Source organism: Paenibacillus protaetiae (genome assembly GCF_004135365.1).
Classification (GTDB): domain Bacteria; phylum Bacillota; class Bacilli; order Paenibacillales; family Paenibacillaceae; genus Paenibacillus_AP; species Paenibacillus_AP protaetiae.
Genome location: NZ_CP035492.1, coordinates 1,530,581 through 1,553,530 on the forward strand (window position 1 = coordinate 1,530,581; position 22,950 = coordinate 1,553,530).

25 protein-coding genes and 1 tRNA gene are annotated in these 22,950 nt (G+C 51.7%); all 26 read right to left on the reverse strand.

What is annotated here, in order from left to right:
- Nucleotides 1-190: 190 nt before the first annotated feature.
- Nucleotides 191-1,282 (reverse strand): prephenate dehydrogenase, encoded by a 1,092-nt coding sequence (locus tag ET464_RS06820; protein ID WP_129439440.1) that lies wholly within the window; start codon nt 1,280-1,282, stop codon nt 191-193.
- A gap of 4 nt (nt 1,283-1,286) precedes the next feature.
- Nucleotides 1,287-2,378: a histidinol-phosphate transaminase gene (hisC, locus tag ET464_RS06825; protein ID WP_129439442.1), complete on the reverse strand. Its 1,092-nt coding sequence runs from the start codon at nt 2,376-2,378 to the stop codon at nt 1,287-1,289.
- 141 nt (nt 2,379-2,519) lie between these two features.
- Nucleotides 2,520-3,326, reverse strand: coding sequence for a tryptophan synthase subunit alpha (gene trpA, locus ET464_RS06830; RefSeq protein ID WP_129439444.1), 807 nt, complete (start codon nt 3,324-3,326; stop codon nt 2,520-2,522).
- Nucleotides 3,313-4,518 carry a tryptophan synthase subunit beta gene (gene trpB / locus ET464_RS06835; protein ID WP_129439446.1) on the reverse strand — a complete coding sequence of 402 codons (1,206 nt, stop codon included), beginning with the start codon at nt 4,516-4,518 and terminating at the stop codon, nt 3,313-3,315. Before trpB ends, trpA begins: the two co-directional genes overlap by 14 nt.
- Nucleotides 4,515-5,174, reverse strand: coding sequence for a phosphoribosylanthranilate isomerase (locus tag ET464_RS06840; RefSeq protein WP_129439448.1), 660 nt, complete (start codon nt 5,172-5,174; stop codon nt 4,515-4,517). The genes trpB and ET464_RS06840 overlap by 4 nt, the downstream gene beginning before the upstream one ends.
- Nucleotides 5,171-5,968 (reverse strand): indole-3-glycerol phosphate synthase TrpC, encoded by a 798-nt coding sequence (gene trpC, locus ET464_RS06845; RefSeq protein ID WP_129439450.1) that lies wholly within the window; start codon nt 5,966-5,968, stop codon nt 5,171-5,173. Before trpC ends, ET464_RS06840 begins: the two co-directional genes overlap by 4 nt.
- A complete protein-coding gene (gene trpD / locus ET464_RS06850) occupies nt 5,955-6,983 on the reverse strand; it encodes an anthranilate phosphoribosyltransferase (protein ID WP_425271759.1) in 1,029 nt (342 codons plus the stop codon). The genes trpC and trpD overlap by 14 nt, the downstream gene beginning before the upstream one ends.
- 23 nt (nt 6,984-7,006) lie before the next feature.
- The gene (gene trpE / locus ET464_RS06855; RefSeq protein ID WP_129439452.1) at nt 7,007-8,569 is read right to left on the reverse strand and encodes an anthranilate synthase component I; all 1,563 of its coding nucleotides are present in this window, start codon (nt 8,567-8,569) and stop codon (nt 7,007-7,009) included.
- Nucleotides 8,570-8,958: 389 nt separating this feature from the next.
- Nucleotides 8,959-9,327 (reverse strand): chorismate mutase, encoded by a 369-nt coding sequence (gene aroH, locus ET464_RS06860; RefSeq protein ID WP_129439454.1) that lies wholly within the window; start codon nt 9,325-9,327, stop codon nt 8,959-8,961.
- 4 nt (nt 9,328-9,331) lie between these two features.
- The gene (aroB, locus tag ET464_RS06865) at nt 9,332-10,426 is read right to left on the reverse strand and encodes a 3-dehydroquinate synthase (RefSeq protein WP_129439457.1); all 1,095 of its coding nucleotides are present in this window, start codon (nt 10,424-10,426) and stop codon (nt 9,332-9,334) included.
- A gap of 267 nt (nt 10,427-10,693) precedes the next feature.
- Nucleotides 10,694-10,867, reverse strand: coding sequence for a hypothetical protein (locus ET464_RS19775; RefSeq protein WP_165279935.1), 174 nt, complete (start codon nt 10,865-10,867; stop codon nt 10,694-10,696).
- Between the two features lie 73 nt (nt 10,868-10,940).
- Nucleotides 10,941-11,729: a CheR family methyltransferase gene (locus ET464_RS06870; protein ID WP_129439459.1), complete on the reverse strand. Its 789-nt coding sequence runs from the start codon at nt 11,727-11,729 to the stop codon at nt 10,941-10,943.
- A 41-nt stretch (nt 11,730-11,770) separates the two neighbouring features.
- Nucleotides 11,771-12,214, reverse strand: a complete 444-nt coding sequence (gene ndk / locus ET464_RS06875; protein WP_129439461.1) for a nucleoside-diphosphate kinase — start codon at nt 12,212-12,214, stop codon at nt 11,771-11,773.
- Between the two features lie 18 nt (nt 12,215-12,232).
- Complete coding sequence (locus ET464_RS06880; RefSeq protein WP_129439463.1) at nt 12,233-13,207, reverse strand: polyprenyl synthetase family protein; 975 nt, start codon at nt 13,205-13,207, stop codon at nt 12,233-12,235.
- 29 nt (nt 13,208-13,236) lie between these two features.
- The gene (locus ET464_RS06885) at nt 13,237-14,076 is read right to left on the reverse strand and encodes a menaquinone biosynthesis protein (protein ID WP_244226701.1); all 840 of its coding nucleotides are present in this window, start codon (nt 14,074-14,076) and stop codon (nt 13,237-13,239) included.
- A complete protein-coding gene (locus ET464_RS06890; RefSeq protein WP_129439465.1) occupies nt 14,063-14,701 on the reverse strand; it encodes a UbiX family flavin prenyltransferase in 639 nt (212 codons plus the stop codon). The genes ET464_RS06885 and ET464_RS06890 overlap by 14 nt, the downstream gene beginning before the upstream one ends.
- Entirely contained in the window at nt 14,695-15,570 is an 876-nt protein-coding gene (locus tag ET464_RS06895) for a UbiA-like polyprenyltransferase (protein WP_129439466.1), read from the reverse strand. The genes ET464_RS06890 and ET464_RS06895 overlap by 7 nt, the downstream gene beginning before the upstream one ends.
- A 1-nt stretch (nt 15,571) precedes the next feature.
- Entirely contained in the window at nt 15,572-16,285 is a 714-nt protein-coding gene (locus ET464_RS06900) for a demethylmenaquinone methyltransferase (RefSeq protein WP_129439467.1), read from the reverse strand.
- An 11-nt stretch (nt 16,286-16,296) separates the two neighbouring features.
- Complete coding sequence (locus ET464_RS06905; RefSeq protein ID WP_129439468.1) at nt 16,297-17,160, reverse strand: heptaprenyl diphosphate synthase component 1; 864 nt, start codon at nt 17,158-17,160, stop codon at nt 16,297-16,299.
- Between the two features lie 162 nt (nt 17,161-17,322).
- Nucleotides 17,323-17,883 carry a hypothetical protein gene (locus ET464_RS06910; RefSeq protein WP_129439469.1) on the reverse strand — a complete coding sequence of 187 codons (561 nt, stop codon included), beginning with the start codon at nt 17,881-17,883 and terminating at the stop codon, nt 17,323-17,325.
- A 153-nt stretch (nt 17,884-18,036) separates the two neighbouring features.
- Nucleotides 18,037-18,255: a trp RNA-binding attenuation protein MtrB gene (gene mtrB, locus ET464_RS06915; protein ID WP_129439470.1), complete on the reverse strand. Its 219-nt coding sequence runs from the start codon at nt 18,253-18,255 to the stop codon at nt 18,037-18,039.
- 93 nt (nt 18,256-18,348) lie between these two features.
- Nucleotides 18,349-18,426: transfer RNA gene (locus tag ET464_RS06920), tRNA-Pro, on the reverse strand.
- Nucleotides 18,427-18,547: 121 nt separating this feature from the next.
- Nucleotides 18,548-18,823, reverse strand: coding sequence for an HU family DNA-binding protein (locus ET464_RS06925; protein WP_129439472.1), 276 nt, complete (start codon nt 18,821-18,823; stop codon nt 18,548-18,550).
- A 166-nt stretch (nt 18,824-18,989) separates the two neighbouring features.
- Nucleotides 18,990-19,976: an ABC transporter permease gene (locus tag ET464_RS06930; RefSeq protein ID WP_129439474.1), complete on the reverse strand. Its 987-nt coding sequence runs from the start codon at nt 19,974-19,976 to the stop codon at nt 18,990-18,992.
- Nucleotides 19,969-21,477, reverse strand: a complete 1,509-nt coding sequence (locus tag ET464_RS06935; protein ID WP_129439476.1) for a sugar ABC transporter ATP-binding protein — start codon at nt 21,475-21,477, stop codon at nt 19,969-19,971. The genes ET464_RS06930 and ET464_RS06935 overlap by 8 nt, the downstream gene beginning before the upstream one ends.
- Before the next feature lie 81 nt (nt 21,478-21,558).
- Entirely contained in the window at nt 21,559-22,686 is a 1,128-nt protein-coding gene (locus ET464_RS06940) for a sugar ABC transporter substrate-binding protein (protein ID WP_129439478.1), read from the reverse strand.
- Nucleotides 22,687-22,950 lie beyond the last annotated feature (264 nt).

Consider the following 22,950-nt stretch of genomic DNA (forward strand, 5'->3'; position numbering starts at 1 on the left):
GGTCCGCACAAAGTGCGAAGAATTTGGATAGGAGTGGAGAGAAACCATACTGTACTTTTATTATATGTATACGCTTCCATTCTGTCAATAAGCGTTTACATTTTTATTGAACTTTTTTGTAAGCGTTTTATTGTTGTTTTGCTAAAAAAGGACAATCCGGCTGCGAGGCGAATTGTCCTTTTTTTCAAACCTATAAATGGATGGTATAACCGGATGCGGCCAGCTGCTCCATCGCCTGATCCAGCTGCTCCTGGTTACGGAACGATAAACGAAGCACGCCCGGCACATCCTCCCGGCTTTCAATAATTTGAATATTGCTCAGGTTAATGCTGTTGTTGCCAAGCTCTGTCGTAATTTTACCGATAATGCCGGGATGATCCGGAACATCTACATAACAGTCGTATGTAGAATGAATAACGCCTTTGCGCCGCTCGGGCATCCGGGAACGGAACCGTCCCGCTTCCAGGAACGCCTGTTGGATCGCTTCGCCGTCCTCCGTCTCCAGCATATGCATGAACCGGGCCGTCTCTGCGTTCCAATCCTGCAGCAGCTTCAGCAATACGGAACGGTTGTTAATGAGAATATCGCGCCATACAACCGGATCGCTGGCGGCAATTCGCGTTATATCGCGGAACCCGCCGGCCGCAAGCGATTCATACAGCGGATTGGTTTCGTTATACCCGCGGATCTGATTCACAAGCGCCACCGCGATCATATGCGGCAGGTGGCTGATTGCGCCAACAATTTGATCATGGGACACCGCATCCACTACAACGATATGCGCCTTCGTATAAACAAGCAGCTCCTTCAGCCGGTCCACCGCATCTTGCGGTGTCGAGCTGTCCGGCGTCAGCACATAAAAGGCATTCTCGAACAAATAGCTGGATGCCGCTTCAACGCCGGACCGTTCCGATCCTGCCATCGGATGGCCGCCGATAAACACAGCACCGTTCAAATCAATGGACTTGGCGCATGCCGCTACCGATGCTTTTGTGCTGCCGACATCGGTTATAATACAGCCCGGTTTTAGATGAAAGCGGCTGATCTCCTGAACATAGTCCGCCAGTTTGCCGACCGGAACGCACAGGAATATAAAGTCGGCGCCTTCCGCCGCTTCGCGCATCGAGGTCGTCGCTTCATCAACAACCCCTCTCTGCACATACTTCTCGACCGATTCAGGCCGGTTGGAGTGGCCGACCACGGTAATGCCCGGCTTGCCTTTAAAGCTTAAAGCCAATGAGCCGCCGATAAGGCCAACTCCAAAAATCGCTATTTTTGTCATATCGTTATCCGTGCACCGCCGCTTCTTGCAAAACTTGCTCGAACGCATTCAAAAACTTGCGGTTTTCTTCCTCTTTGCCAATCGAGACGCGAATGTACGTCGGGTAACAAGCCCAGCCCGGACGTACGATAACGCCCTTCCGCAGCAAAGCATCAAAGACTTGAGGCGACGGAAGGCCCGTATCGACCATAATAAAGTTGCCGTGTGCCGGGAAATAAGATAAGCCAAGCCTGTCGAACTGTTCGCTCAAATAAGCAATCCCTTTATTATTTTCGGTCCGGCAAAAATCAATAAATGCCTGGTCGGCTACTGCTGCTTTTGCCGCAGCTTGAGCGGCACGGCTTGTATTAAACGGCTCGCGCACCTGATTAATATAACGGATCACATCAGGATGGCCAACGCCATAGCCGATGCGCAGCGCTGCAAGGCCGTATATTTTCGAGAAGGTGCGAAGCACAAGCAAATTGCGGTAGTTCGGCAGCAGCTCAATGCCATCCGGAAAATCAGGATTGTCCAAAAACTCGCAATACGCCTCATCCAGCACAACAAGCACATGCTCCGGCACTTGATCCAAAAATTGAACCAGCTCCTCGCGGCCAACAATCGTGCCGGTTGGATTGTTCGGATTGCACACCCAAATAATTTTGGTGCGATCCGTTACCTTCGCCAGCATCGCCGGAAGATCATGTTTGCCGTCCTTCAGCGGAACTTCAATAATTGTGGCATTTTCCACTTTGGCATTATGTTTATATTGAGCGAATGTTTCATCCGCCATAATTGTCTCGTCACCCGGCACAAAAAAAGCTCTGGCCGCCATTAAAATAATTTCGCTGGAGCCTGCTCCAAACACAATCTGGTTGCTTTGAACGCCTAAATAATCGGCTAAAGCGTTCGTCAGATCGACAGCCGCCCCATCCGGATAAATATTGGTTACTTCGTTTACGATCGCAGCTTTGGCCTGCTCAGAGCAGCCAAACGGATTCTCATTGGAAGCAAGCTTGATCACTTCGGACAATCCAAGCTCCCTCTTTACGTCCTCAACGGGCTTACCTGGCTGATAAACCGGGAGATGTACGATATTGCTTTTAGGCTGCATGCGCCGTTCACCTCTTCTATTTGATAGCTTCCACTTGCACGTTTACCATTGTCTCATATATTTTGCCGCTTTTAAAGTGAATTTCATAACAAACAAGCTCCCCCGGAATTTCCGGAGGAGCTTGCCCCTCAACGTGCAGCATTAGCCTTTCAGTTGCTTAACGAAATCGCCGATCTGGCCAAGGCCGGTTTCCCGCTTCGACCCGTCGCCCAGCAGCGGCAGCGCATCTTCAATTTGGCGCACAATAGCGCTGCCTACAACAACGCCGTCGCATAAAGCGGAGAAGCGCTCCACATGCTCGCGGCTCGAGATGCCGAAGCCAACTGCGATCGGAACATCACACGCTTCGCGGACCGTGGCGAGAAATTCGTCAATGCCGGCATGGAAATCGGAGCGGACGCCGGTAACGCCAAGCGAGGATACGCAATAGACAAACCCTTTGGCCTGGCTGGCAATCCGCTTGATCCGGTCCTTAGATGTCGGAGCAACCAGCGGAATCAAATAAATGCCGGAAGCTTCTGCCAGCTCCCGCACTTCCGCATCCTCTTCGATCGGCAGGTCGGGAATAATCAGGCCGCTTATTTCTTTCGTACGGATCAGTTCAAAGAAACGTTCAATCCCAAATTGCAGCACCGGATTAAAGTACGTAAACAGGATAAAAGGAAGCTGGACGCCTGCTTGGCGCGCCTGAGCGGCTGTCTCTATGCAGTCCAGCATCGTAATGTTATTTTTGAGCGCCCGCTCGGATGCTCGTTGAATAACCGGGCCGTCGGCAAGCGGATCCGAATAAGGAACACCAAGCTCAACCAGGTCCGCACCGGACTGCTCCAGCTGCTTAATAATTTCGACGGTCGACCCGACATCAGGGTCGCCTACCGTAACAAAAGGAATTAAGGCGGTTTCGCCAAGCTCACGCAAACGTGCAAACGTTTGATCAATGCGATTCATTGTTTTCGCCTCCCAGGTAACCCATAATCGCTTCGACGTCTTTATCGCCGCGGCCGGACAAGCTTACGACAATAATCTGGTCTTTATCCAGCGTTGGAGCCAGTTTCATCGTCTGCGCAATGGCATGGGCTGATTCAAGCGCCGGGATAATGCCCTCCGTTCGGGATAGAAGCTGAAGCCCTTCCAGCGCCTCCGCATCCGTAATCGGAACGTATTGCGCTCTTCCCGAATCCCGCAAATAAGCATGTTCAGGGCCGATGCCCGGATAATCGAGGCCGGCCGATATCGAATAAGCCGGGAGCACCTGGCCGTGCTCATCCTGCAGCACATAGCTGAAAGAGCCCTGGAATACGCCTTCGCGCCCTTTAGTCATCGTTGCCGCATGCTCCTCCGTATGAACGCCGCGGCCGGCGGCCTCCACGCCAAGCAGGCGCACGCCTTCATCTTCAATAAACGGATAAAAAATGCCGATCGAGTTGCTTCCTCCGCCGACAGCCGCTACAACGTAATCCGGCAGGCGGCCTTCATCAGTTATGATTTGCTGGCGGGCTTCATCCCCAATGATCCGCTGGAAATCACGAACCATCATTGGATACGGATGCGGGCCGGTAGCGGAGCCCAATATATAATACGTATCGTTGACATTGCTTACCCAGTAACGAAGCGCTTCATTGCACGCATCTTTCAGCGTACGCGTGCCGGATGTAACCGGAACTACTTCCGTTCCGAGCAGGCGCATACGGAACACGTTCAATTGCTGCCGTGCCATATCTTCTTCGCCCATCAGCACTTTGCATTCCAGCCCAAGCAAAGCGGCAACCGTTGCCGACGCAACGCCATGCTGGCCGGCGCCTGTTTCGGCAATGACTTTCTTTTTGCCCATCCGTTTAGCGAGCAGCCCTTGCGCCAGCGCATTATTGATTTTGTGGGCGCCGGTATGGTTCAAATCTTCACGTTTCAAATAAATTTTAGCGCCGCCCAAATGCTCGCTGAGACGCTCGGCGTAATACAGCGATGTCGGACGTCCGGAATATTTATGGAGCAAATAACGAAGCTCTTCCTGAAACTCCGGGTCTTGCGAATAATGCTTATAGGCTTCTTCCAGCTCCAAGAGCGCGTTCATTAACGTTTCAGGCACGTAACGTCCGCCAAATTTGCCGAAACGGCCGTTGATATCTGGCACAGTATTCATGAATTAACCACCCTTTGCACAAATAATCGTATTTTGTCGATGTCTTTATGTCCGTCCGATTCTACGCCGCTGGATACGTCTACGCCGCCCGGCGCATATTGCTCCATAAGTTCCCGGACATTATCCGGATGAAGGCCGCCGGCGACGTATAGCGGCACGCCAATGGCAGCGGCTGCTTGTTTGTATGCGTCAATTTGCCGCCAGTCAAACGGAACGCCTGTCCCGCCGCCGGCTGTATCAATCAGCACGGCGTCCACCGCTCCTTTGAACGGGGCAAATCGCTGCTCCGGCGTCTCGCTTCCATCGCCTACGGAAAATACTTTCCATACGGCAACGCTCAGCTGCTCACGGGCTTCGCGGCAAAACTCCGGCGATTCTGCTCCATGCAGCTGCACTACATCAAGCGGCGCGGCTGCCAGCGCGCTGCGCAGCTCCTCAAGGCCGGCGTTCACAAATACGCCTACCGTCCGCGGCGCGGCGCCGTTCGCCGCTGCCAGCTGCTTGGCTTCATGAATGAGGCCTGCTGCTGTTTCCGGACTGACCTGGCGTTTGCTTGGCGCAAACACAAAACCGATTTCATGGAACGGCAGCCCGTTCATGGAACGGATCGTTTCCTTGTCTTTCAACCCGCAAATTTTGATTCGGGGTGCATTCATCGTACCGCCACTTCCCCCATCAAGTCCAGCACCGCCCGGCCAACATCCTGCTGGCGCATAAAATATTCGCCGATCAGCACGCCTTGCGCGCCTGCTCCGGCCAAATAAGCGAGATCGTCCGGACCCGCTATGCCGCTTTCGCTAATGACCGTAACTTCTTTCGGAGCAAGACCGATTAACGTTTCCGTCGTTGTCAGATCCGTCACAAACGTATGCAAATTACGGTTGTTGATGCCGATAAGCGATGCTTGGCCAAGTTCCAGCACCGAGTTCATTTCGGCTTCGTCGTGAACCTCTACGAGCACATCCAGCCCAAGCGATTTCGCCGTACTGTACAGCTCGGAAAGCTGCTGCTGCGTTAGAATCGCCGCTATAAGCAGCACCGCATCGGCGCCGATCAGGCGCGCTTCATAGACCTGCCGGTAATCAATAATAAAATCTTTGCGCAGCAGCGGCACATGAACCGTCTGCTTAACAGTCGTCAGAAATTCGTTGCAGCCTTGAAAATAATCCCGGTCCGTCAATACCGAAATGCAGTCCGCTCCTGCCTGCTCGTAAGTCGCCGCAAGCAGCGCCGGATGAAAGTCCTCGCGAATCAGCCCTTTGGAAGGCGAAGCCTTCTTCACTTCCGCAATCAGCCCCATCGAACGTTTGCGGCCTGCTGTAAGCGCCCGTTCGAAACCGCGGCATGCAGGCATGCCGGCGATTCGGCGCTCAGCATCCGCCAGTGAAAACGATGCGGCCAGCGCTTCAACTTCTTGCTGTTTGGTTGCTACGATTTTATTTAGAAACATGAGCCAACTCTCCTGTCGTTTGAATAAGCGTCTCCAGTTTCCGCTGTGCGGCGCCGGAGTCAATGATTTCCGCAGCGACCCGAACTCCTTCTTTCAGAGACGACGCCGCGCCTCCGACAAATATGCATGCAGCGGCATTCGCCAACACGATCTCGCGGTATGCGCCGCGCTCGTTGCCGCTAAAGATGGAGCGGATAATCGCGGCATTGGTTGAAGCATCTCCGCCAATGACGTCGCTTAACGGATACCGCTTCAGGCCGATTTCCTCCGGCGACAAATCGTACGTGCGGACCTGGCCGTCCAGCAACTCCGATACTCTCGTCGGTTCGGAAATGCTGATTTCATCCAATCCGTCATAACTTCCGACAACAAGCGCCCGTTTTAACCCAAGCTCGCCCAGCACACCGGCCACAAGCTCTGTCTGCGAACGATCGTACAGCCCGACCAACTGGCGGTCAGCGCCGGCCGGATTCGCAAGCGGACCCAAAATGTTAAAAATCGTGCGCACGCCAAGTTCGCGGCGGGGAGCAGCTGCATGCTTCAGTGAAGGATGGTACAGCTGTGCGAACATAAAGCAAATGCCCGCCTGATCCAGGCATGCCGCCCCTTGTTCAGGCGTCAGGTTAATATTGACGCCAAGCGCTTCCAGTACATCTGCGCTGCCCGCTTTGCCGGACATCGCGCGGTTGCCGTGCTTGGCAACCCGAATGCCTGCCGCTGCGGCTATAATCGCCGAGCTTGTTGATATATTGAATTTATGGATGCCGGATCCGCCGGTGCCGCAAGTATCAAGCAGCCCTTCCCGATTCGTGTTCAACTGGCTCGAGAACGAACGCATCGCTTCCGCGAAGCCGGTAATTTCATCCTTCGTTTCGCCTTTCATACGAAGAGCGGTTGCTACGCCTGCAATTTGGGATGAGGTTGCTTCTCCGGACATGATGATATCCATGACAGAGCGCGCTTCCTCCCGCGTTAAATCGTGATTGCCCATAATTTTAGTCAACGCCTGCTTCATATCAAGCTGCCTTATTGTAGCGGTCATCGTCCGATCCCCTCTCCCATATTAACGTAATAATCCGTATTTAGCTCGTTAAAATCTTTTTTTGCGGCCGTTCCAAACATCAGCTCTGCCGTGCGAATCGCCTTTAGAAGCGCTTTTGCTTTATTTTGTGTTTCTACAAATTCATTTTCCGGTATGGAGTCCCATACGATTCCTGCCCCGCTTTGCACGTACGCTTTGCCGTTCTTGAATATAATGGTGCGGATCGTAATGCAAGTATCAAGCGAACCGCCAAAACCAAGATAGCCGATCGCGCCGGCGTATGCGCCTCTCGCTTCATTTTCCAGCTCCGCAATGATTTCCATCGCCCGCAGCTTCGGCGCACCGGAGACCGTTCCCGCAGGCAGGCACGATATGAAGGCATCAAAAAAGTCTTTATCCTCCCGCAGCTTCCCCGCTACATTAGACACGATGTGCATCACATGCGAATACCGCTCGATTTCCATAAACGAATCGCAGTGCACCGAGCCAAACTCCGCCACCCGGCCGATATCGTTGCGGCCCAAGTCAACCAGCATCAGGTGTTCGGCGCGCTCTTTCTCATCGGCGAGCAGATCGCGCTCCAGCTCCAAATCTTCCTCCGGCGTGCGTCCGCGCGGGCGTGTACCGGCAATCGGCCTTGTTTCCACCCGGTCGCCGTTTACTTTCACCAGCGCTTCAGGCGAGGTTCCGACAATAATTTGCTCGCCCATCTTCAAATAGTACATATACGGAGAAGGATTCATCGTCCGCAATACCCGATATACATGCAGCGGATCAATGGATGTCTCGATGCTGAAACGCTGCGAAAGCACCACTTGAAAAATATCGCCTGCGCGAATATATTCTTTCGCCTGTTCGACATTGGCGATGAACTGTTCCTTCGTTACATTGGAGCGCACATCGCCAAGCTCCGGATCGGCAGGTACGGTAGATCCGGCAATAACCGGAATGGAAACCGGCTGCTTCAGCCGTTCAATGGTTGCCTCGATCGTTGCCAGCGCCTGCTCGTAAGCAAGCTCGATAACCGCATCGGTAGCTCCTTCCGGGATATGGACGTTTCCGATAATTTGCAGCTGCTGTTTAAAATGGTCAAAAGCGATAATTTGATCGCAAAACATAAACTGAATATCATTCATCTGCAAGTCATCAATCCGGTGAGCGGGCAGTTTCTCATAATATTGCAGCAGATCGTAGCCAAAAAATCCGATAGCCCCGCCTGTAAACGGCGGCACATGGTCCAGCTTCGGGCTGCGGTAGCCCCGCAAGTGCGCCTTCAGCAGCTCAAGCGGCTTGTCGGAGAGACTAATCTGCTCGCCGTTTTTTTCAAGCACCATGCGGCCATTTTTCCCGTACAGCATCATAAACGGATTGGTCCCAATAAACGAGTGCCGTCCCCATTCCCCGCCTTCCACGCTCTCAAGCAGAAACGCATTTGGCTCTTTCGCGAAATGCTGGAATACACGGATGGGCGTTTCGGTATCGGCCATCATCGTACGGACGATTGGAATCAGGTTGTAACGGCCGGCAAGCTTAATAATTTGCTGTAACTCGTTTGTCATGGATAATCCCCCTTTATGAACTGTTCGGACTGCTGCAATCCCCGTTTCACCGGCTGGATTGCAATAAAAAAAGCTTCTGCTATAAGCAGAAGCTTCGAGTTTATAATAGGGAATTCAAAAGCAGCTGGCAGATGCTGATCCAGACAGTATGACAAATAAAACTTAGCCTCGTTCAATAAGGCCAAATTCGCCGTCGGTATAACCTGTCAAAAATCCGCTTGGCATGGAACAATCGTTCCGCTCTTCTAAGCTCTGCTCTGCTACTCTCGTCTCTATTCCACTCGGCTATCTGCTCACTTGTACGCTCAACTATCAATCTAACATATAAAACGCTCAACTATAAGTTCTCAACTAAACCAACTATACAACAGCCGCAGGCTCCCGTCAATCTAAGCTTTTGCCAAGTCCGGACGAAGCACCTGCGCTCCCCGCAAATAGACATGCTTAATGTCCGCTTGCGATTTATCGGTATTGACCAGAATCATCAGACGGATGCAGCGGGCAAGGCTGCCTTTAACCGGCACTTCCAGCGAGCACATAAGCGGCACCAGCTCCCAGCCGTCCATTTGCCGGATCGCTACCGCCGGAAAAGTATCGTCGATATCGCCTGTTACGGTAACAAACACGCAGCTAATATCTTCCGGCACGATTTGGTTTTCGGCAACGATGCCTTTCAGCAACTCGAGAGTGGCGCTCAAAATTTGTTCCTTTTCATTTGCTTCAACGGTGATGGCTCCGCGAATTCCTCTTACGCTCATTGATTTACGCCTCCTGTTTTAATTCCTCGACAATTTCGCGAACCCATTCGACCGGCACGTCAGATTTGATCTCCACTTTGCCGATTGCAACAGGCACTACAAAAACCATCTTGCTTTCTTTAAACTTTTTGTCATGGCTCATCGCATCCATAATCGCATCTGTGTCCAAATGCGCCGGCAGCCGGGTAGGCAATCCGCAGCTTTGCAGCGATTGCTTCGTGACATCATAAACGGATTGGGGCGCCCCATAACGAAGGCCAAGCTTGGCCGAACCGATCATACCGATCGAGATCGCTTCGCCGTGCAGAAGCTCTCCGTAGCCTGCAACAGCTTCCAAAGCGTGGCCGATCGTATGCCCCAGGTTCAAAATCGCCCGCAAGCCGTTCTCGCGTTCATCTTCGGATACGACAGCCGCCTTCACGCTGCAGCCCTTATACAGCGCATAACCAAGTGCATCGGCATCAAGCGCCTGCAGCTTGCCGGCATTCGTTACGCACCATTCTACAAACGATTCGTCCCAGATCAGCCCGTGTTTAACCACTTCCGCAAGCCCAGCGCGAACTTCCCGGATCGGCAGCGTCTGAAGCGTGTTCAAGTCGTACAGCACCATTTCCGGCTGATGGAATGCGCCGATAATGTTTTTGGCAAGCGGATGATTAACCGCCACTTTGCCGCCGACACTGCTGTCATGCGCCAAAATCGTGGTTGGAATTTGAATAAATTGAACGCCGCGCATATAGGAAGCAGCTAGAAACCCGGCCAAATCGCCAACAACGCCGCCGCCAAGAGCGACTACGGCAGATTTGCGGTCAAGCCCGGCTTCAAGCGCCTTCGCCACCAGCTGCTCCAGCACGGCAAGCGACTTGGAGCTTTCCCCTGCGTCTACAACGGCGCTTGTTACGCGGAAGCCTTCACCACGCAAGTGCTGCTCCAAAGTTTCCAAATAAAGGGGAGCGACATGCGAATCGCTTACAATCATTAAAGTTGATTTTTTGCTGATGCCATGTTTGGTAAAATAACCGGCTGCAGAATCAAGTAATCCTTCACCGATATAAATAGGATAAGAGCGTTCTCCCAAATCAACCGTAAGCTCTCGCAAACTGTTCCCTCCTGACTACTCGCATCTTATGCTGTAAAGATTGCGATGCAACGCGTGCACGTTTTAATGTGCTAAATATCTTTGCTCATTATAGTACAGCCCTCCCGGTTTGACAAGGAAACCGCCGCTTCCCGCACGCTTGCGGGCTATGGTTTTTATAAGCTGAAACGAGAAGTTGCGGCGCCATAGCCGGAATAAAAAACAGGCCTCGAAACAGTCCCTAGCGGGGCGGTTCGAAGCCTGTTTACAACGGGTTTCCAGATCGTGCTACCGGTTGACCGACGTTCGCATGCCGGCCTCGCTTATTCGCGGCTCAACCGCAAGCTGAGGATCGTAAACCAGCCTGTAAATTTGTCTCGTATCTACGCCGACAATTTGCGCACACTCTTGGATCGTAATCAAACCCCGCCTGTATGCGGCAATTACTTTACGCTTGTCCATCTGCATCCTCCATTTACCCAGAGTCCTTGTCCCTAGTATTGGAGATGTTGGGAAGCCCTATACATCCGGATGCTTAAGATTGCAATTTCCGGTAAAAAAACGTATCCGCCGTCTCAAAACAGTATTGCGCCGGCGAAAAAATTTGCTCTGTGCTGCCAACAAACAACAGGCCGCCCGGCTTTAGCGAATCCGAAAATTTCCGGTAAAGCGTCTGCTTCGCTTCCTCTGTAAAATAAATAAGGACATTGCGGCAAACAATAAGGTCATAACCGCTTTCAAACGGATCATGGAGCAGGTTTTGCTGTTTAAACCGGACCGCCTTTTTCAGCTTGTCCGATACCGCATACATCCCGTCCGCTGTCCGCTCAAAATAACGGTTTTTGTATAACTCGGGCACATCCCGGATGCTCCGGTCGTAATAAAGGCCTTCCTTCGCTTTCGCTAACACGCCCGCATCCAAATCCGATGCCGCTAGATCTGTTTGATCCAGCAATCCAAGCTCCGATAGCAGCATCGCGATCGTATACGGCTCTTCCCCTGTCGAGCATGCAGCGCTCCAGATCCGAAGCTGCGGGCTTTGCTTATGCAGCTCAGGCAGGAAGCGCCGGTACAGCGTCTCCCAGCGGCCAGGATTACGCCAAAATTCCGATACATTGATGGTCATCCGGTCCAAAAGTTCATCCATCAGCGCCTTGTCGAGCTGGATCGCTTTCCAGTATTCCGCAAACGTGTTATACCCGTGTTTCAAACGCAAAGTTGTTAATCTTCGTTTCATTTGCGCTTCTTTATATTGCGACAAGTCAATTGCCGTTTCTGATTTAATATGATGGATAAATGATATAAAATCCAAATCTTCGGACATGCTTGATCCTCCCGCTCCTACCCGGTTGTCTAGCGTGCAGACTATACCCAGCGCAGCGAAGCAAGCTCGTAATCCACAAGCTCCTCCGGCGCAAAAAACAAGCCGATTTCACGAGCGGCGCTTTCGGCCGAATCCGATCCGTGGATCAGATTGTAGTTCGTATGTACGGCGTAATCGGCGCGAATGGTGCCCGGATAAGCGTCCAGCGCATTTGTTTTGCCAATCAGTGCGCGTGTATGCGCGACAACATCGTCCCCTTGCCACACCATTGCAAATACCGGTCCTGATGTGATGAAATCAAGCAGCGGCGGATAAAACGGTTTGCCCGCATGTTCGCCATAATGGCGTTCCGCCAGTTCGCGGTTCAGTTTCATAAACTTGCCTGCCACGAGCTGCAGCCCTTTTTTCTCAAAACGCGCTACGATTTCTCCAATTAACCCTCTTTGCACTCCGTCAGGCTTTACCATAATAAAAGTGCGTTCCATTATGATCCCCCCTTTTTTCTAATACGTACGTTTATTTACGAAATGCGCGATGTCCACCAAATGCTTTTTGGCGGGAATCGCAGGCAGTTCACGGATCGCTTGAAGCGCCTTCTCAATGAAACGGTCCGCCAGCCGGTCCGCTTTATCAATGCCCGTGCTTGACCGGATCAGCTCGATTGCCGGCTTCGTATCCACTGCGCCGTTCTCGTCCCGGATTACCCGGATCTGCTCCAGCAGCGCCTCCTGGACCCGTTCATCTTCCAAAGCAAAGATGACGGGAAGCGTAATATTGCCCTGGCGGATATCCGAACCGGGCGGCTTGCCGATTTGCTTTTCCGTTCCCAGCAGGTCGAGCAAATCATCGCGGATTTGAAACGCCATTCCTACATTGTATCCGTAACGATACAGCTGCCTTGCCGTTTTCTCATCCGCATTAGCCGCAACTGCGCCCAGCAGGCAGCTGATCGCAATGAGCAAAGCCGTTTTGCGGCGGATGCGCAGCAAGTAATGGCGGACATTTTGTTCAATATTAAAAAAATCCCGGATCTGCTCCATTTCCCCAATACTCATCTGCACCATCGCTTTGGACAAATATTGATGGATTACGGGATTATCCAGTTCAGCCGCAATGGTCAGCGCTTTGCCGAATATGTAATCGCCCGTATACATCGCGATCCGGTTATCCCACTTCGAATTTACGGTCACCTGGCCTCTTCTTGTATCCGCATCATCGATGACATCGTCATGCACCAGCGACGACATATGAATCATCTCCAATGGGACGGCCACTTTTTGCAGCACATCAAGATCATATTGGCCGAACTTTCCCGCAAGCAGGACAAACACAGGCCGAAGCCTTTTGCCGCCTGCTTTAGCCAAATGAAGAGATGCCTCGTTCAAAACGGCGTGATCGATGGAAATGCTGCGCTCCAGCTCCAGCTCTATTTGGTTTAGGTCACTCTTCATTTTGGTGTACAAGTCCAATATTTTCATTCTTTCACCCGTCTATCGGAGTTTTGGTATTAGTTGGCATCAAAAAAATCAAATTGCACATGCTTCTCCAGCAGCCCAAGCTGCTCTGCATATTTGCAGTAAAGTTGAAGCCCTGCCTGCAGCTGCGGACCAAAATCATATTGCAGCTCCGTAAAATAGGTGCGCCAGAACGATTCTTCCCCGCCCAGCTCGCGGCAAGCTCTGCGGATCATCGAGTCCGGATCGGCAAGATTTTTCCGCTTGTTTTGCAGCAGAAGCCGGTGGATGTAACGAATGGACTCCGGGTCGTTCGCAGCTGCTTCTCGGTTCACTGCAACGACTGCATAGGTCATGCCAAGGCCGGTAAATTGATTCCACAGCTCGCCAAGGTCGATGCGGTAAAGATCCTGGCGATTCCAAGACGCTTGTATCGCCGGGTCTCCGATCAGCAGCGCGCCATCGGCATTCGCAAGCATCAAGTCAAGATCAGGCGGCATGGTCTCATAAGCCGGATGGCAGTCAAAATGCAGCTCCATGACAATTTTCAGCAGATTAACCGTTGTTGCGGATGCATTGGTTAATGCGATGCGCTCCGGTTTCGCTTTATCAATAGGTTGTTTCAGAAACAGAAATAAAGAATGGACACGGCCGACCGTTCCAACCGATAACTGCGGCAGCAGCATCAGCTTATCGCTGTTTTTGGCATACGCATAAGACGATACTGCCGATAACTGCAATTGTCCGTCTTCAAGCATCCGGTTCAGCTCGGCCGGCACTTTGGCTACGATGCTAATATCTGCGCGATCCAGCTTCAATCCGTGAAAAATCGGCCAAGCGTTCGCATAATCAATTTGGCCGACGGAGATGGTTTCCAGTCTAGTCCCCATCATGTTCATCTCCCCATCTTCTATACAGCTCATGGTCAATATCCATATTGTCCAATACTTTGCCCACGAGAAAATCAATCATTTCATCCATCGTTTGCGGTTTGTAATAAAAGGCCGGCATTGCCGGAATGATTCGTACGCCCAGCCTTGCAAGCGAGAGCATATTCTCCAGATGGATGGCGTGCAGCGGCGTCTCGCGCGGGACGATAAGCAGCCTGCGCCCTTCCTTAAGCATAACATCGGCGGCACGGGTCATTAGATCATCCGAAATGCCGTGGGCAATGGATGCCAGCGTCCCCATCGAGCAAGGCATGATGGCCATGCCTTCCATCCGGTAAGAACCGCTGGCAATGCTTGCGCCGATATCCGCGTTCGGATGGTAAACAAGCCGGCCGCTTTCCATCGCTTCGCCGAAGCGGCGCTCCAGCATTTCCTTCCGTTTGGAGCTTTCCCAGCCCAGCTCTTCTTTCAGCACTCGCCAGCCCGCTTCCGTAACAACCAAATGAACGGCAGCTCCGGTACGCAACAATTCTTCAACAAGCCGAATGCCGTAAATCGAGCCGCTGGCGCCGGTTATGCCAACTGCCCAGCGTTTAGGCGGCTGTCCGCTTGTCCGTTCGCCTACCATTGGTGAAGCACCACCAGATCAAAAAACGTAAAAACAAACAAAACGACACTTAATGTTCCGTTCATGCCAAAAAAGGCGGTCGGCACCCGGGACAGATCATGCGGGCGGACCATCCAATGTTCATAAAACAAAATGACGGCCGAAACGATGGTGCCGGCCAAATAAATCCAGCTCAATTCCGTCATCCAGAACAGCGACAGGAATCCGATAATCGTTACCGCGTGAAAACCTCTCGCAATCCAAAGCGAGCCAGCGATGCCAAAACGCGCAGGAATGGAATAAATGCCGTTGCTGCGGTCAAATTCAAAATCTTGCGTCGCATAAATAATATCAAAGCCGGCAAGCCATAGAGCAACCGAAACATACAGCACCCAAACCGCCGGATCGAAGCTGCCTGTAACGGCAACCCACGCGCCAACCGGCGACAGGCCGATCGTAAGGCCAAGCACCACATGGCAAAGCCAAGTGAACCGTTTCGTATAGGAGTACAAAACAAGCAGCGCTACAGCGATAGGCATAAGCTTGAGCGTAATCGGGTCCAGATTGAAGCAAGCGATGAGCATCAGCGCAAAGGAGACGATAATAAATAAAATAACTTCTCCAATGCCGAGCAGACCGGCTGGAATCGCGCGTTTTGCCGTACGCGGGTTCTGTTTGTCAATCACCCTGTCGATAACCCGGTTCAAACACATCGCTGCGCTTCTTGCGCCAAACATTGCGAGCGTAATCCAGCCGATCTGCGCCCATGAAGGCAGATGGCCTTCCATGGCCACCCCGCCAAGAAGCGCTCCCATAAAAGCAAACGGCAAAGCAAATATGGTATGTTCAAATTTAATCATTTCAAGAATAATGCGAATTTTGCGAATCATGTTAGCTGCTCTCCTTTGTTCCGATATGAAGTGCTGCGATACCTCCGGTCAAAGGATAAGCCTGTACGTCAACAAGTCCCGCTTCTTGAAACAATGCACTTAATTCCTTTGCGTTCAGAAAAGTTTTTAATGAGTCCGGCAGCCATTTGTATTCGTTAAACCGTTTGGCAACCATTTTGCCCATAAGAGGCAGCAGACGTTCGAAATAAAAGTAATACACCGCTTTAAACGGCTGCCAGTCCGGCTTGGAAAGCTCCAGGCATACAACCTTGCCGCCAGGCTTCACTACCCGCTGCATTTCCTTCAGTACCTGCAAGTAATCCGGCACATTGCGCAAGCCAAAGCCAATCGTCACATAATCAAAGCTGTTGTCTGCAAACGGCAGCTCCATTGCATTGCCATGAACGAGGGTAACCTGCTTGTCCAACCCGATCCGCTGCAGCTTCTCCGCGCCGACATTCAGCATGTTCCGGCTGAAATCAAGTCCGGTCACTTTGCCGCCGCTTGCCTGCGCCAATGCAATCGTCCAGTCGCATGTGCCGCAGCACAAGTCAAGCGCGCTGTCTCCAGGCTGGACGTTCATTTTCCGCATCGTAAATTTACGCCAAGCTTTATGTCTTCGAAAACTTAATAGATCATTCATGAAATCGTATTTGGTCGCAATGCTTTCAAATACGGCATGAACATGCTGTTTGGATTGTGTATCCGTGCTCACTTAAGTCCACCTCATCCCTCTGCTGCTAGAGCCGGAGCGGCTATTTTTTTCATAAACGAGTCCAGCTGGGCTATCAATTCCCCGCCGAGCTGGTCGGAATCCATGCGAGCCGCCGTTTGGCGGATGACTTCCGATGCTGTACGGAGCTTCGCTGCGAGCTTGGCCCGGATATCATATTTTTGAACTAAACTGGCTATAACGGCCGCTTCATGATCGCGCTCCGACAGCTGATGTTTCTCCTCGGCCGTGCCCTCCTGCATAATGTGCCAGAATGCCCAGCTGTTGCGGAATTTCGATACGGATTCGCTGCGCTGCAGCTCCTCGAGTACCACCTCGCAGCTGCTAATATGCGGAAGCAAATCGGACCAAACACGAGACGAAGCACCTTCAAGCATGCCGGCAAACAATTGAAACAGCTCGCTCTTGAGCTGAACCGTTTGGCTTAAATACTCTTCGGCTGATACTTTAAGCTGCTTCATCTTCGTATATAGATTGACTTTGAGCCGGTTCACTTCACAGACCGCCGCGCTAATCTTGGAAACCATCTCGATCTGCCCGGCTTGCGCCAGCAGATAATAAAACCGGCTGCTGAAGTAATCGCCTGCCAGCACCTTCAGCTGGCGGGAGCGCATTTCGCGCATCGAACGCTTACCGATATCCGTATCAATCAGGTCATGGGTGTCCATGCCGAGCTGCACGAGCGTTATTACAACCGCATACAAATCGCTTGATTTGGACAAGATGCGATGCTCGCCCAAAAAAGCGTGAAGCAGCCTGACGCGAAAATCCGGAACCGCCGGCAAATCCGTATGCGATTGGATCATATCGTACTCGACATATTTTCTAGTCATTTCAGGAATTCGATAAGATATCATTAACAGGCCTCCGAACAGAAGAGCGGGCATCCGCCGCTCAATATCTAAATTATTATAGCATAACTTTAAGGGAGTTTATATAAAGAAGGCGAGTAATTCATCTTTTTGTGACAGTTTAACGGGCTTGGTGCGCCTCTAGCGCAGGCCGGCCGGGGCGACTGGTTACGTTGCTGCTGACGGTCCGGCTGCCCGCCGCTCCGTGATCCAGGCCGGCGACAGGCTGATGCGCAGCCGCTGCCGCCACAGCTCATCCTGCAGCGGATTGGCAGGCAGCTTATCCCGTTCCGTTTGGAGCCAGCTGTCCGAACGTCTCACATCGGAGCCGAACAGCAACGTGCGCCCGCTTTCGCTTGTGCGGTCCATATAGCGCAATAGTATCCGGTTCACATTGTCCGTCTGGCTAAACGCAAACCGGACCAGCTTATCCATATCCTGAAACCATAACGTCTGCTCATTCGGATCGCTGTCTACGAGCAGCTCAAGCGACAGCACCGAATTGCTCCATTTGACGCTGGACAGCCGGCTATTGAGCTGAAGGGCGATGAGCGCGTCGACCATATTGGTGTTCGTTAACCGCTTGATCGTTTCTACGCGAAATACCGGGATTTCCTCTTGGAATGCCGGCTGATGATTCACCGTTCCGGGCAGCCAGGATAAAACGGCAATAACCGCAGCAACGGCAGCGGCAGCAGCGGCAAAGCGTTTCCATAAGCGTATTCGCATAGCAGCCTCCCTTCCCGATTCATCCTGAATTGGCGTTTATTGCATGAGGCATTTCATTTTAGTGTAGGCTTGGCGCAATATCCCCATACCCCATTGTACAAACAAATGGAGCAGGCTATGCCTGCTCCATTAGCTTTAATGATAGACTTCTTCTTATTGATCGGTTTCTACTGTTCCGTACTTGGTCAAAATCGTTGCTTTGCCGCGGATTTTGATAGCTGACGTATGATCGGTGAACTGGCAAATCATCACTTCGTTTTTGTCCAGTTTTTCATTATGATGAAACTTCGTATCTTGCCCGCGGGTCATGCCGATCACCTGCACGCCTTGGTCCTTTGCCTTGATTACGATATATTCGCTGGAATCTTGCATCTTCAAGCCCTCCTGTACTTCGGCTTCTGATTAAACGTGTAGAAAAGCGCCCTCCCGCCGGCAGCGAAAGGGCTCTCAAATGTAGACAGATGTTGGTCGGAACGACAGGAATCGAACCTGCGACCTCACCCACCCCAAGGGTGCGCTCTAGCCAAGCTGAGCTACGTCCCGGCATCGCAACAAAAGTCTACCTAAATTATTCCTGAGTGTCAACAATGAACTTATGCAAAATGAAAACGCCCGAACGATAGCCGTTCGGACGCTGAGTATCATTATATCGTACATGCTTTCATTAATTAGATACGAGATCTTTCAAGGATTTCCCTGGTTTGAAAGCAGGCATCTTGCTTGCTGCAATATCAATTTCTTCACCCGTTTGCGGGTTGCGGCCTTTGCGCGCTTGACGCTCGCGAACCTCGAAGTTTCCGAATCCGACAAGCTGCACTTTGTCACCGCTTTGAAGAGCGTCTGAGATCGCATCAAATACAGCGTCAACCGCTTTTGTTGCGTCTTTTTTGGACAAGTCTGTCAGCTCTGCTACTTTTGCAATCAATTCTGTTTTGTTCATGGTTTCCTTTCACCTCCCCTTGAAGGCACTGAACTGTCATCTTATCCCTCTTATTAACCGAAAACTTCAAAAATATACCTTTTTAACCGAACAAACTTATAGTAATACAGGAATTAGCCAATTTCAAGAGCGTAAGACGCTTTCATTCGTTTTCAAAAGGCAGGCATTAACGGTTTTTACGCCTGCTCAAATTGATGAAGGTAACAGCCAGCGCAAGCAGGAGAACAGCGCCCCGGATAATGTCGTTTGCATAATACTGCACGTTCATCATCGTCATGCCGTTCAGCAGCACGCCGATCAGCACCGAACCAAAAAAAGTGCCGATTACATTCGGCCGCCCTGCACCCAGGACAGAGTAGCCGACAAACGCAGAAGCCACTGCTTCCATCAGGAGCGGAGAGCCGGCGTCGATCTGGCCCGTGCCAACACGCGCGGCGTATAAAATACCGCCGATTGCGGCAAATACGCCGGATGCGATGTACGCATACGTGCGGATCCGCTTGACGCGGATACCCGACAGGCGGGCAGCTTCTTCGTTGCCGCCAATCGTATACATTTGGCGCCCCCAGCGGGTCAGCTTAAAGAACAGATGAACAAGCACAACCGCAACGATCATCAAAATAACCGGAACCGGGATGCCAAGCAGCTTCCCTTGGCCCAGCCACAGGAATGACTCGCTGAATGTGCCGGGCGCGGTCGAGCCGTCCGGCATCGGCATATTGTTATAGATGTTGTAGCCTTTCGTATATGTGCGGTGAATGCCTGCTACGATGTACATGACGGCCAGCGTCGCCAGCATATCCGGGATACGGATCCGCACGATCAGCAGCGCATTCAGGAGGCCTACCAATACGCCGATCAGCAGCGCAACCGGAATCACGACATAGATCGGCAGCTCGTACCAAACCATAAATGCAGCCGTTACAACGGTAGTCAGCGACACGGTCGAGCCAACGGACAAGTCAAAGCCGTCAACCGCAAGCGAAATCGTAACGCCAATCGCCACAAACGTCACAATCGAGATGGAACGGAGAATATCCGTCAAATTGCTGTACGTAAAAAAGTATTCGTTCATCAAAGAGAAGAACAAAATAACAACGCCAATCACGATCAGAGAGCCGTATTTAAACACAAAATTTGTCGTTTTATTCATGTTGTTCTCCTTTTCCGCCGCTCGCATGCAAAAGCAGTTCCTCTTGCGTTGCCGCGCCGTGCTTGAATTCCGCAACAAGCGAACCGTCGCACATCACATAGATGCGGTCTGCAATGCCAAGCGCCTCGGCAAATTCGCATGTAAAATAAACAATCGTTTTCCCTTGTTCGGCAAGCGATCCGATAATCCGGAAAATATCGCTTTTCGCGCCGATATCGACGCCTTTTGTCGGTTCATCAAACAGATAGACATGGGCATCGGTAGGCAGCCATTTGCCAATCGACACTTTCTGCTGGTTGCCGCCGGACAAATGCCCGGTAAGCTCGCCGGCGGAAGACGTCTTAATGCCCAGCCGGCTTATAATATCGGCAGCGTTTTGTTTCTCCTTCGGTTTCGAGACGACACCCAGCTTCGATATCAGCTGCAAAATCGGCAGGCTTAAGTTTTGCTGTACCGATTCCTCTACAAAAATGCCCTGCTTGCGGCGCTCTTCCGGCACAAGAACAATGCCGCCTTCAATAGCGTCAGCCGGATCGCCGGGCTTCAGCAGCTGGCCGTTCACCTTCACTGTCCCGCTGTCCGCCTTGTCCGCTCCAAACAGCAGACGGGACAGCTCCGTTTTGCCGGCGCCTACAAGCCCGACCACTGCGACGATTTCGCCGCTTTTGGCTTCAAAGCTGACATTCCGCACCTGCTTGCCCCATGTTAGCCCGGATACTTCAAGCCGAGTTTCGCCAATCGGGACATCCAGCTTTGGATACTCTTCTGAAAATACTTTGCCGAGCATCGCGCGGACCACTTCTTCCGCGTTCAGCTCCGGCGCCGGCTTTGTCCATACCCGTTCGCCGTCGCGCATAACCGTTACCGTATCGCACAGCTGGAACACTTCCGGCAGCCGGTGCGAAATAAATACAATGCCGATGCCTTCAGCCCGGAGCTGCCGGATGACGCCAAACAGCTTCTCGGCTTCTTCAAGGCTGAGAGGCGCTGTCGGCTCGTCGAAAATAACGTATTTGGCTTCTTCGGTCAGCAGCCGTGCAATCAATACAAGCTGCTTTTCCGCCAGTGTCAGCTCTCCGGCTTTTTTCTTGACCGGAATATCGGCGCCAAGCCGGTTAAGCGTAGCTTTCGCCTGCTCCTCCAATTTGCCCCAGTTCAGCAGCCAGCTGCTTTTTCGGGATGAGATGCTATCCAGCATAACATTTTCCGCAACGCTCAAATAAGGCACAAGCGCCGTATCAACTTCTTGATAGACGCAGTGAATGCCTAGCTGCTTCGCATCCGCCGGGGAAGCGATGGATACCGTCTGCCCGTCGATTGAAATTTGGCCGCCGTCTTGCGTATAAGCGCCGGACAAAATTTTCATAAGCGTGCTTTTGCCTGCTCCGTTAGCGCCCAGCAAAGCGTGCACTTCGCCGCTTCGTACGGTAAAGTCCACATCACGAAGGGCGGGCACGCCGGAGAAAGCTTTACGTATGCCGTTCATCACCAGTTGCTTCATTATTGCATTCGCACCTCTTCCCTTGTAACGCATGAGGAAGCTTATGCCTTGGGCATAAGCTTCCGTGTACGCAGTTAACGATTAGTTTTGCGCTTCCAGCTCTTTCATCCAGTCTTCATAGTTTTGCGTGCTGCTGCCCCAACCGTCCACATATTGAGCAAGTTCGGTTGTGTTAATTTTTTTATCCGTTGGCAGCTGATCGCGGCTTACGTATACCGATTCCAGCGTAATCGTCTTGTCGACTTGTTCGCCCTTCAGCATTTTGTAAAGGGTGCGGACCTGAACGCGTCCGATATCTTTTGGATCCGTTGCAGCCGAAGCAATCCATGGGCTGTTTGGATCTTGAATCATTTGCAGGTCTTCGTCGCTCATGTCGATACCGTATACTTTAATGTCCGTGCGTCCCGCTTCTTGAATCGCGCGTGCAGCGCCTTTTGCAAACTCATCCCAAGCTGCCCATACTGCCGTAATTTGGCCCGGCTTCGGATATTTCGTCAGAATAGCTTTCATTTGCGCTTGTGTATCGACTTGCGGATTGTTGGCGTTGCCGAAAGCCGCAACTTCTTTAATATCCGGATATTTGGCTTGGAATGCCTTGTAAGAGATTTGCCGGCGTTCCATCGGCGCAAAGCCGGCTACCCATACTTTTACGATGTTGCCTTTGCCGCCGGTATCTTTCGCAAGCTGCTCGAGCGTCAGATCCGCCATCTTCTGGTCGTCCTGCTGCAGCATCGTTACGCCGTCCACATTCAAATCGGAGTCGAAGGAAATGACTTTGATCCCTTTGGCAACCGCTTTTTTAGCGCCGGCTTCCAAAGCCGAAGCTTGTCCATGGTCAAGCAAAATGCCGTCATAACCTTGGTTAATGGCTGCATCCAGGTTGGATGCCATTTTGACAAGGTCGTTGTCGGATGCGAAAACTTGTACTTTACCGCCGAACTTCTCAACTTGCTCTTTAACGCCTTCTACGTATTGAGCCGAGAACGTACCGGTATTGAACTGCATCACGAGCGCGACTTTTTTTCCTTTCAGAGAAGCCAGGTCGCTGTCGCCGGATGGAGCTGCGCTTGCCGCGTCTTGCGATGGCGCTGCGCTTTCAGCCGCTCCGCTGTTTGCATTATTCGTCGTATTTTTGTTGCCGCATGCCGCAATGATAACCAGAACGGCTGCCAGCAGCAGGCTGAGTGAAATTTTTGAAATTTTTTTCATCTAGTCTGTTCCTCCCCTTATTCCTTTGCTATATATAGATTTAAAAAATATAATACCAGCTTTTCCAACCATGTCAATCGGAATTATGTAAGTTTATAAGGAAATTTGTGAATTTTTAAGAAATTTCGTCGAATAAAGTCGAATGACAATATGTGCAATTATAAATATCATTCGGTTTTATTGCAATACCGATCCATGATTTCGAACGCAAAAAAGTGCCGTTCCCGCATAACAGGAACGGCACTTTGTATCCGGAGATGCACG

What these genes read in the sequence shown, in the direction of transcription:
- ET464_RS06820 (WP_129439440.1), bottom strand. Translation starts at nt 1,282, where the DNA reads ATGACAAAAATAGCGATTTTTGGAGTTGGCCTTATCGGCGGCTCATTG.
- hisC (WP_129439442.1), bottom strand. Translation starts at nt 2,378, where the DNA reads ATGCAGCCTAAAAGCAATATCGTACATCTCCCGGTTTATCAGCCAGGT.
- trpA (WP_129439444.1), bottom strand. Translation starts at nt 3,326, where the DNA reads ATGAATCGCATTGATCAAACGTTTGCACGTTTGCGTGAGCTTGGCGAA.
- trpB (WP_129439446.1), bottom strand. Translation starts at nt 4,518, where the DNA reads ATGAATACTGTGCCAGATATCAACGGCCGTTTCGGCAAATTTGGCGGA.
- ET464_RS06840 (WP_129439448.1), bottom strand. Translation starts at nt 5,174, where the DNA reads ATGAATGCACCCCGAATCAAAATTTGCGGGTTGAAAGACAAGGAAACG.
- trpC (WP_129439450.1), bottom strand. Translation starts at nt 5,968, where the DNA reads ATGTTTCTAAATAAAATCGTAGCAACCAAACAGCAAGAAGTTGAAGCG.
- trpD (WP_425271759.1), bottom strand. Translation starts at nt 6,983, where the DNA reads ATGAAGCAGGCGTTGACTAAAATTATGGGCAATCACGATTTAACGCGG.
- trpE (WP_129439452.1), bottom strand. Translation starts at nt 8,569, where the DNA reads ATGACAAACGAGTTACAGCAAATTATTAAGCTTGCCGGCCGTTACAAC.
- aroH (WP_129439454.1), bottom strand. Translation starts at nt 9,327, where the DNA reads ATGAGCGTAAGAGGAATTCGCGGAGCCATCACCGTTGAAGCAAATGAA.
- ET464_RS19775 (WP_165279935.1), bottom strand. Translation starts at nt 10,867, where the DNA reads ATGGACAAGCGTAAAGTAATTGCCGCATACAGGCGGGGTTTGATTACG.
- ET464_RS06870 (WP_129439459.1), bottom strand. Translation starts at nt 11,729, where the DNA reads ATGTCCGAAGATTTGGATTTTATATCATTTATCCATCATATTAAATCA.
- ndk (WP_129439461.1), bottom strand. Translation starts at nt 12,214, where the DNA reads ATGGAACGCACTTTTATTATGGTAAAGCCTGACGGAGTGCAAAGAGGG.
- ET464_RS06880 (WP_129439463.1), bottom strand. Translation starts at nt 13,207, where the DNA reads ATGAAAATATTGGACTTGTACACCAAAATGAAGAGTGACCTAAACCAA.
- ET464_RS06885 (WP_244226701.1), bottom strand. Translation starts at nt 14,076, where the DNA reads ATGATGGGGACTAGACTGGAAACCATCTCCGTCGGCCAAATTGATTAT.
- ET464_RS06890 (WP_129439465.1), bottom strand. Translation starts at nt 14,701, where the DNA reads ATGGTAGGCGAACGGACAAGCGGACAGCCGCCTAAACGCTGGGCAGTT.
- ET464_RS06895 (WP_129439466.1), bottom strand. Translation starts at nt 15,570, where the DNA reads ATGATTCGCAAAATTCGCATTATTCTTGAAATGATTAAATTTGAACAT.
- ET464_RS06905 (WP_129439468.1), bottom strand. Translation starts at nt 17,160, where the DNA reads ATGATATCTTATCGAATTCCTGAAATGACTAGAAAATATGTCGAGTAC.
- ET464_RS06910 (WP_129439469.1), bottom strand. Translation starts at nt 17,883, where the DNA reads ATGCGAATACGCTTATGGAAACGCTTTGCCGCTGCTGCCGCTGCCGTT.
- mtrB (WP_129439470.1), bottom strand. Translation starts at nt 18,255, where the DNA reads ATGCAAGATTCCAGCGAATATATCGTAATCAAGGCAAAGGACCAAGGC.
- ET464_RS06925 (WP_129439472.1), bottom strand. Translation starts at nt 18,823, where the DNA reads ATGAACAAAACAGAATTGATTGCAAAAGTAGCAGAGCTGACAGACTTG.
- ET464_RS06930 (WP_129439474.1), bottom strand. Translation starts at nt 19,976, where the DNA reads ATGAATAAAACGACAAATTTTGTGTTTAAATACGGCTCTCTGATCGTG.
- ET464_RS06935 (WP_129439476.1), bottom strand. Translation starts at nt 21,477, where the DNA reads ATGAAGCAACTGGTGATGAACGGCATACGTAAAGCTTTCTCCGGCGTG.
- ET464_RS06940 (WP_129439478.1), bottom strand. Translation starts at nt 22,686, where the DNA reads ATGAAAAAAATTTCAAAAATTTCACTCAGCCTGCTGCTGGCAGCCGTT.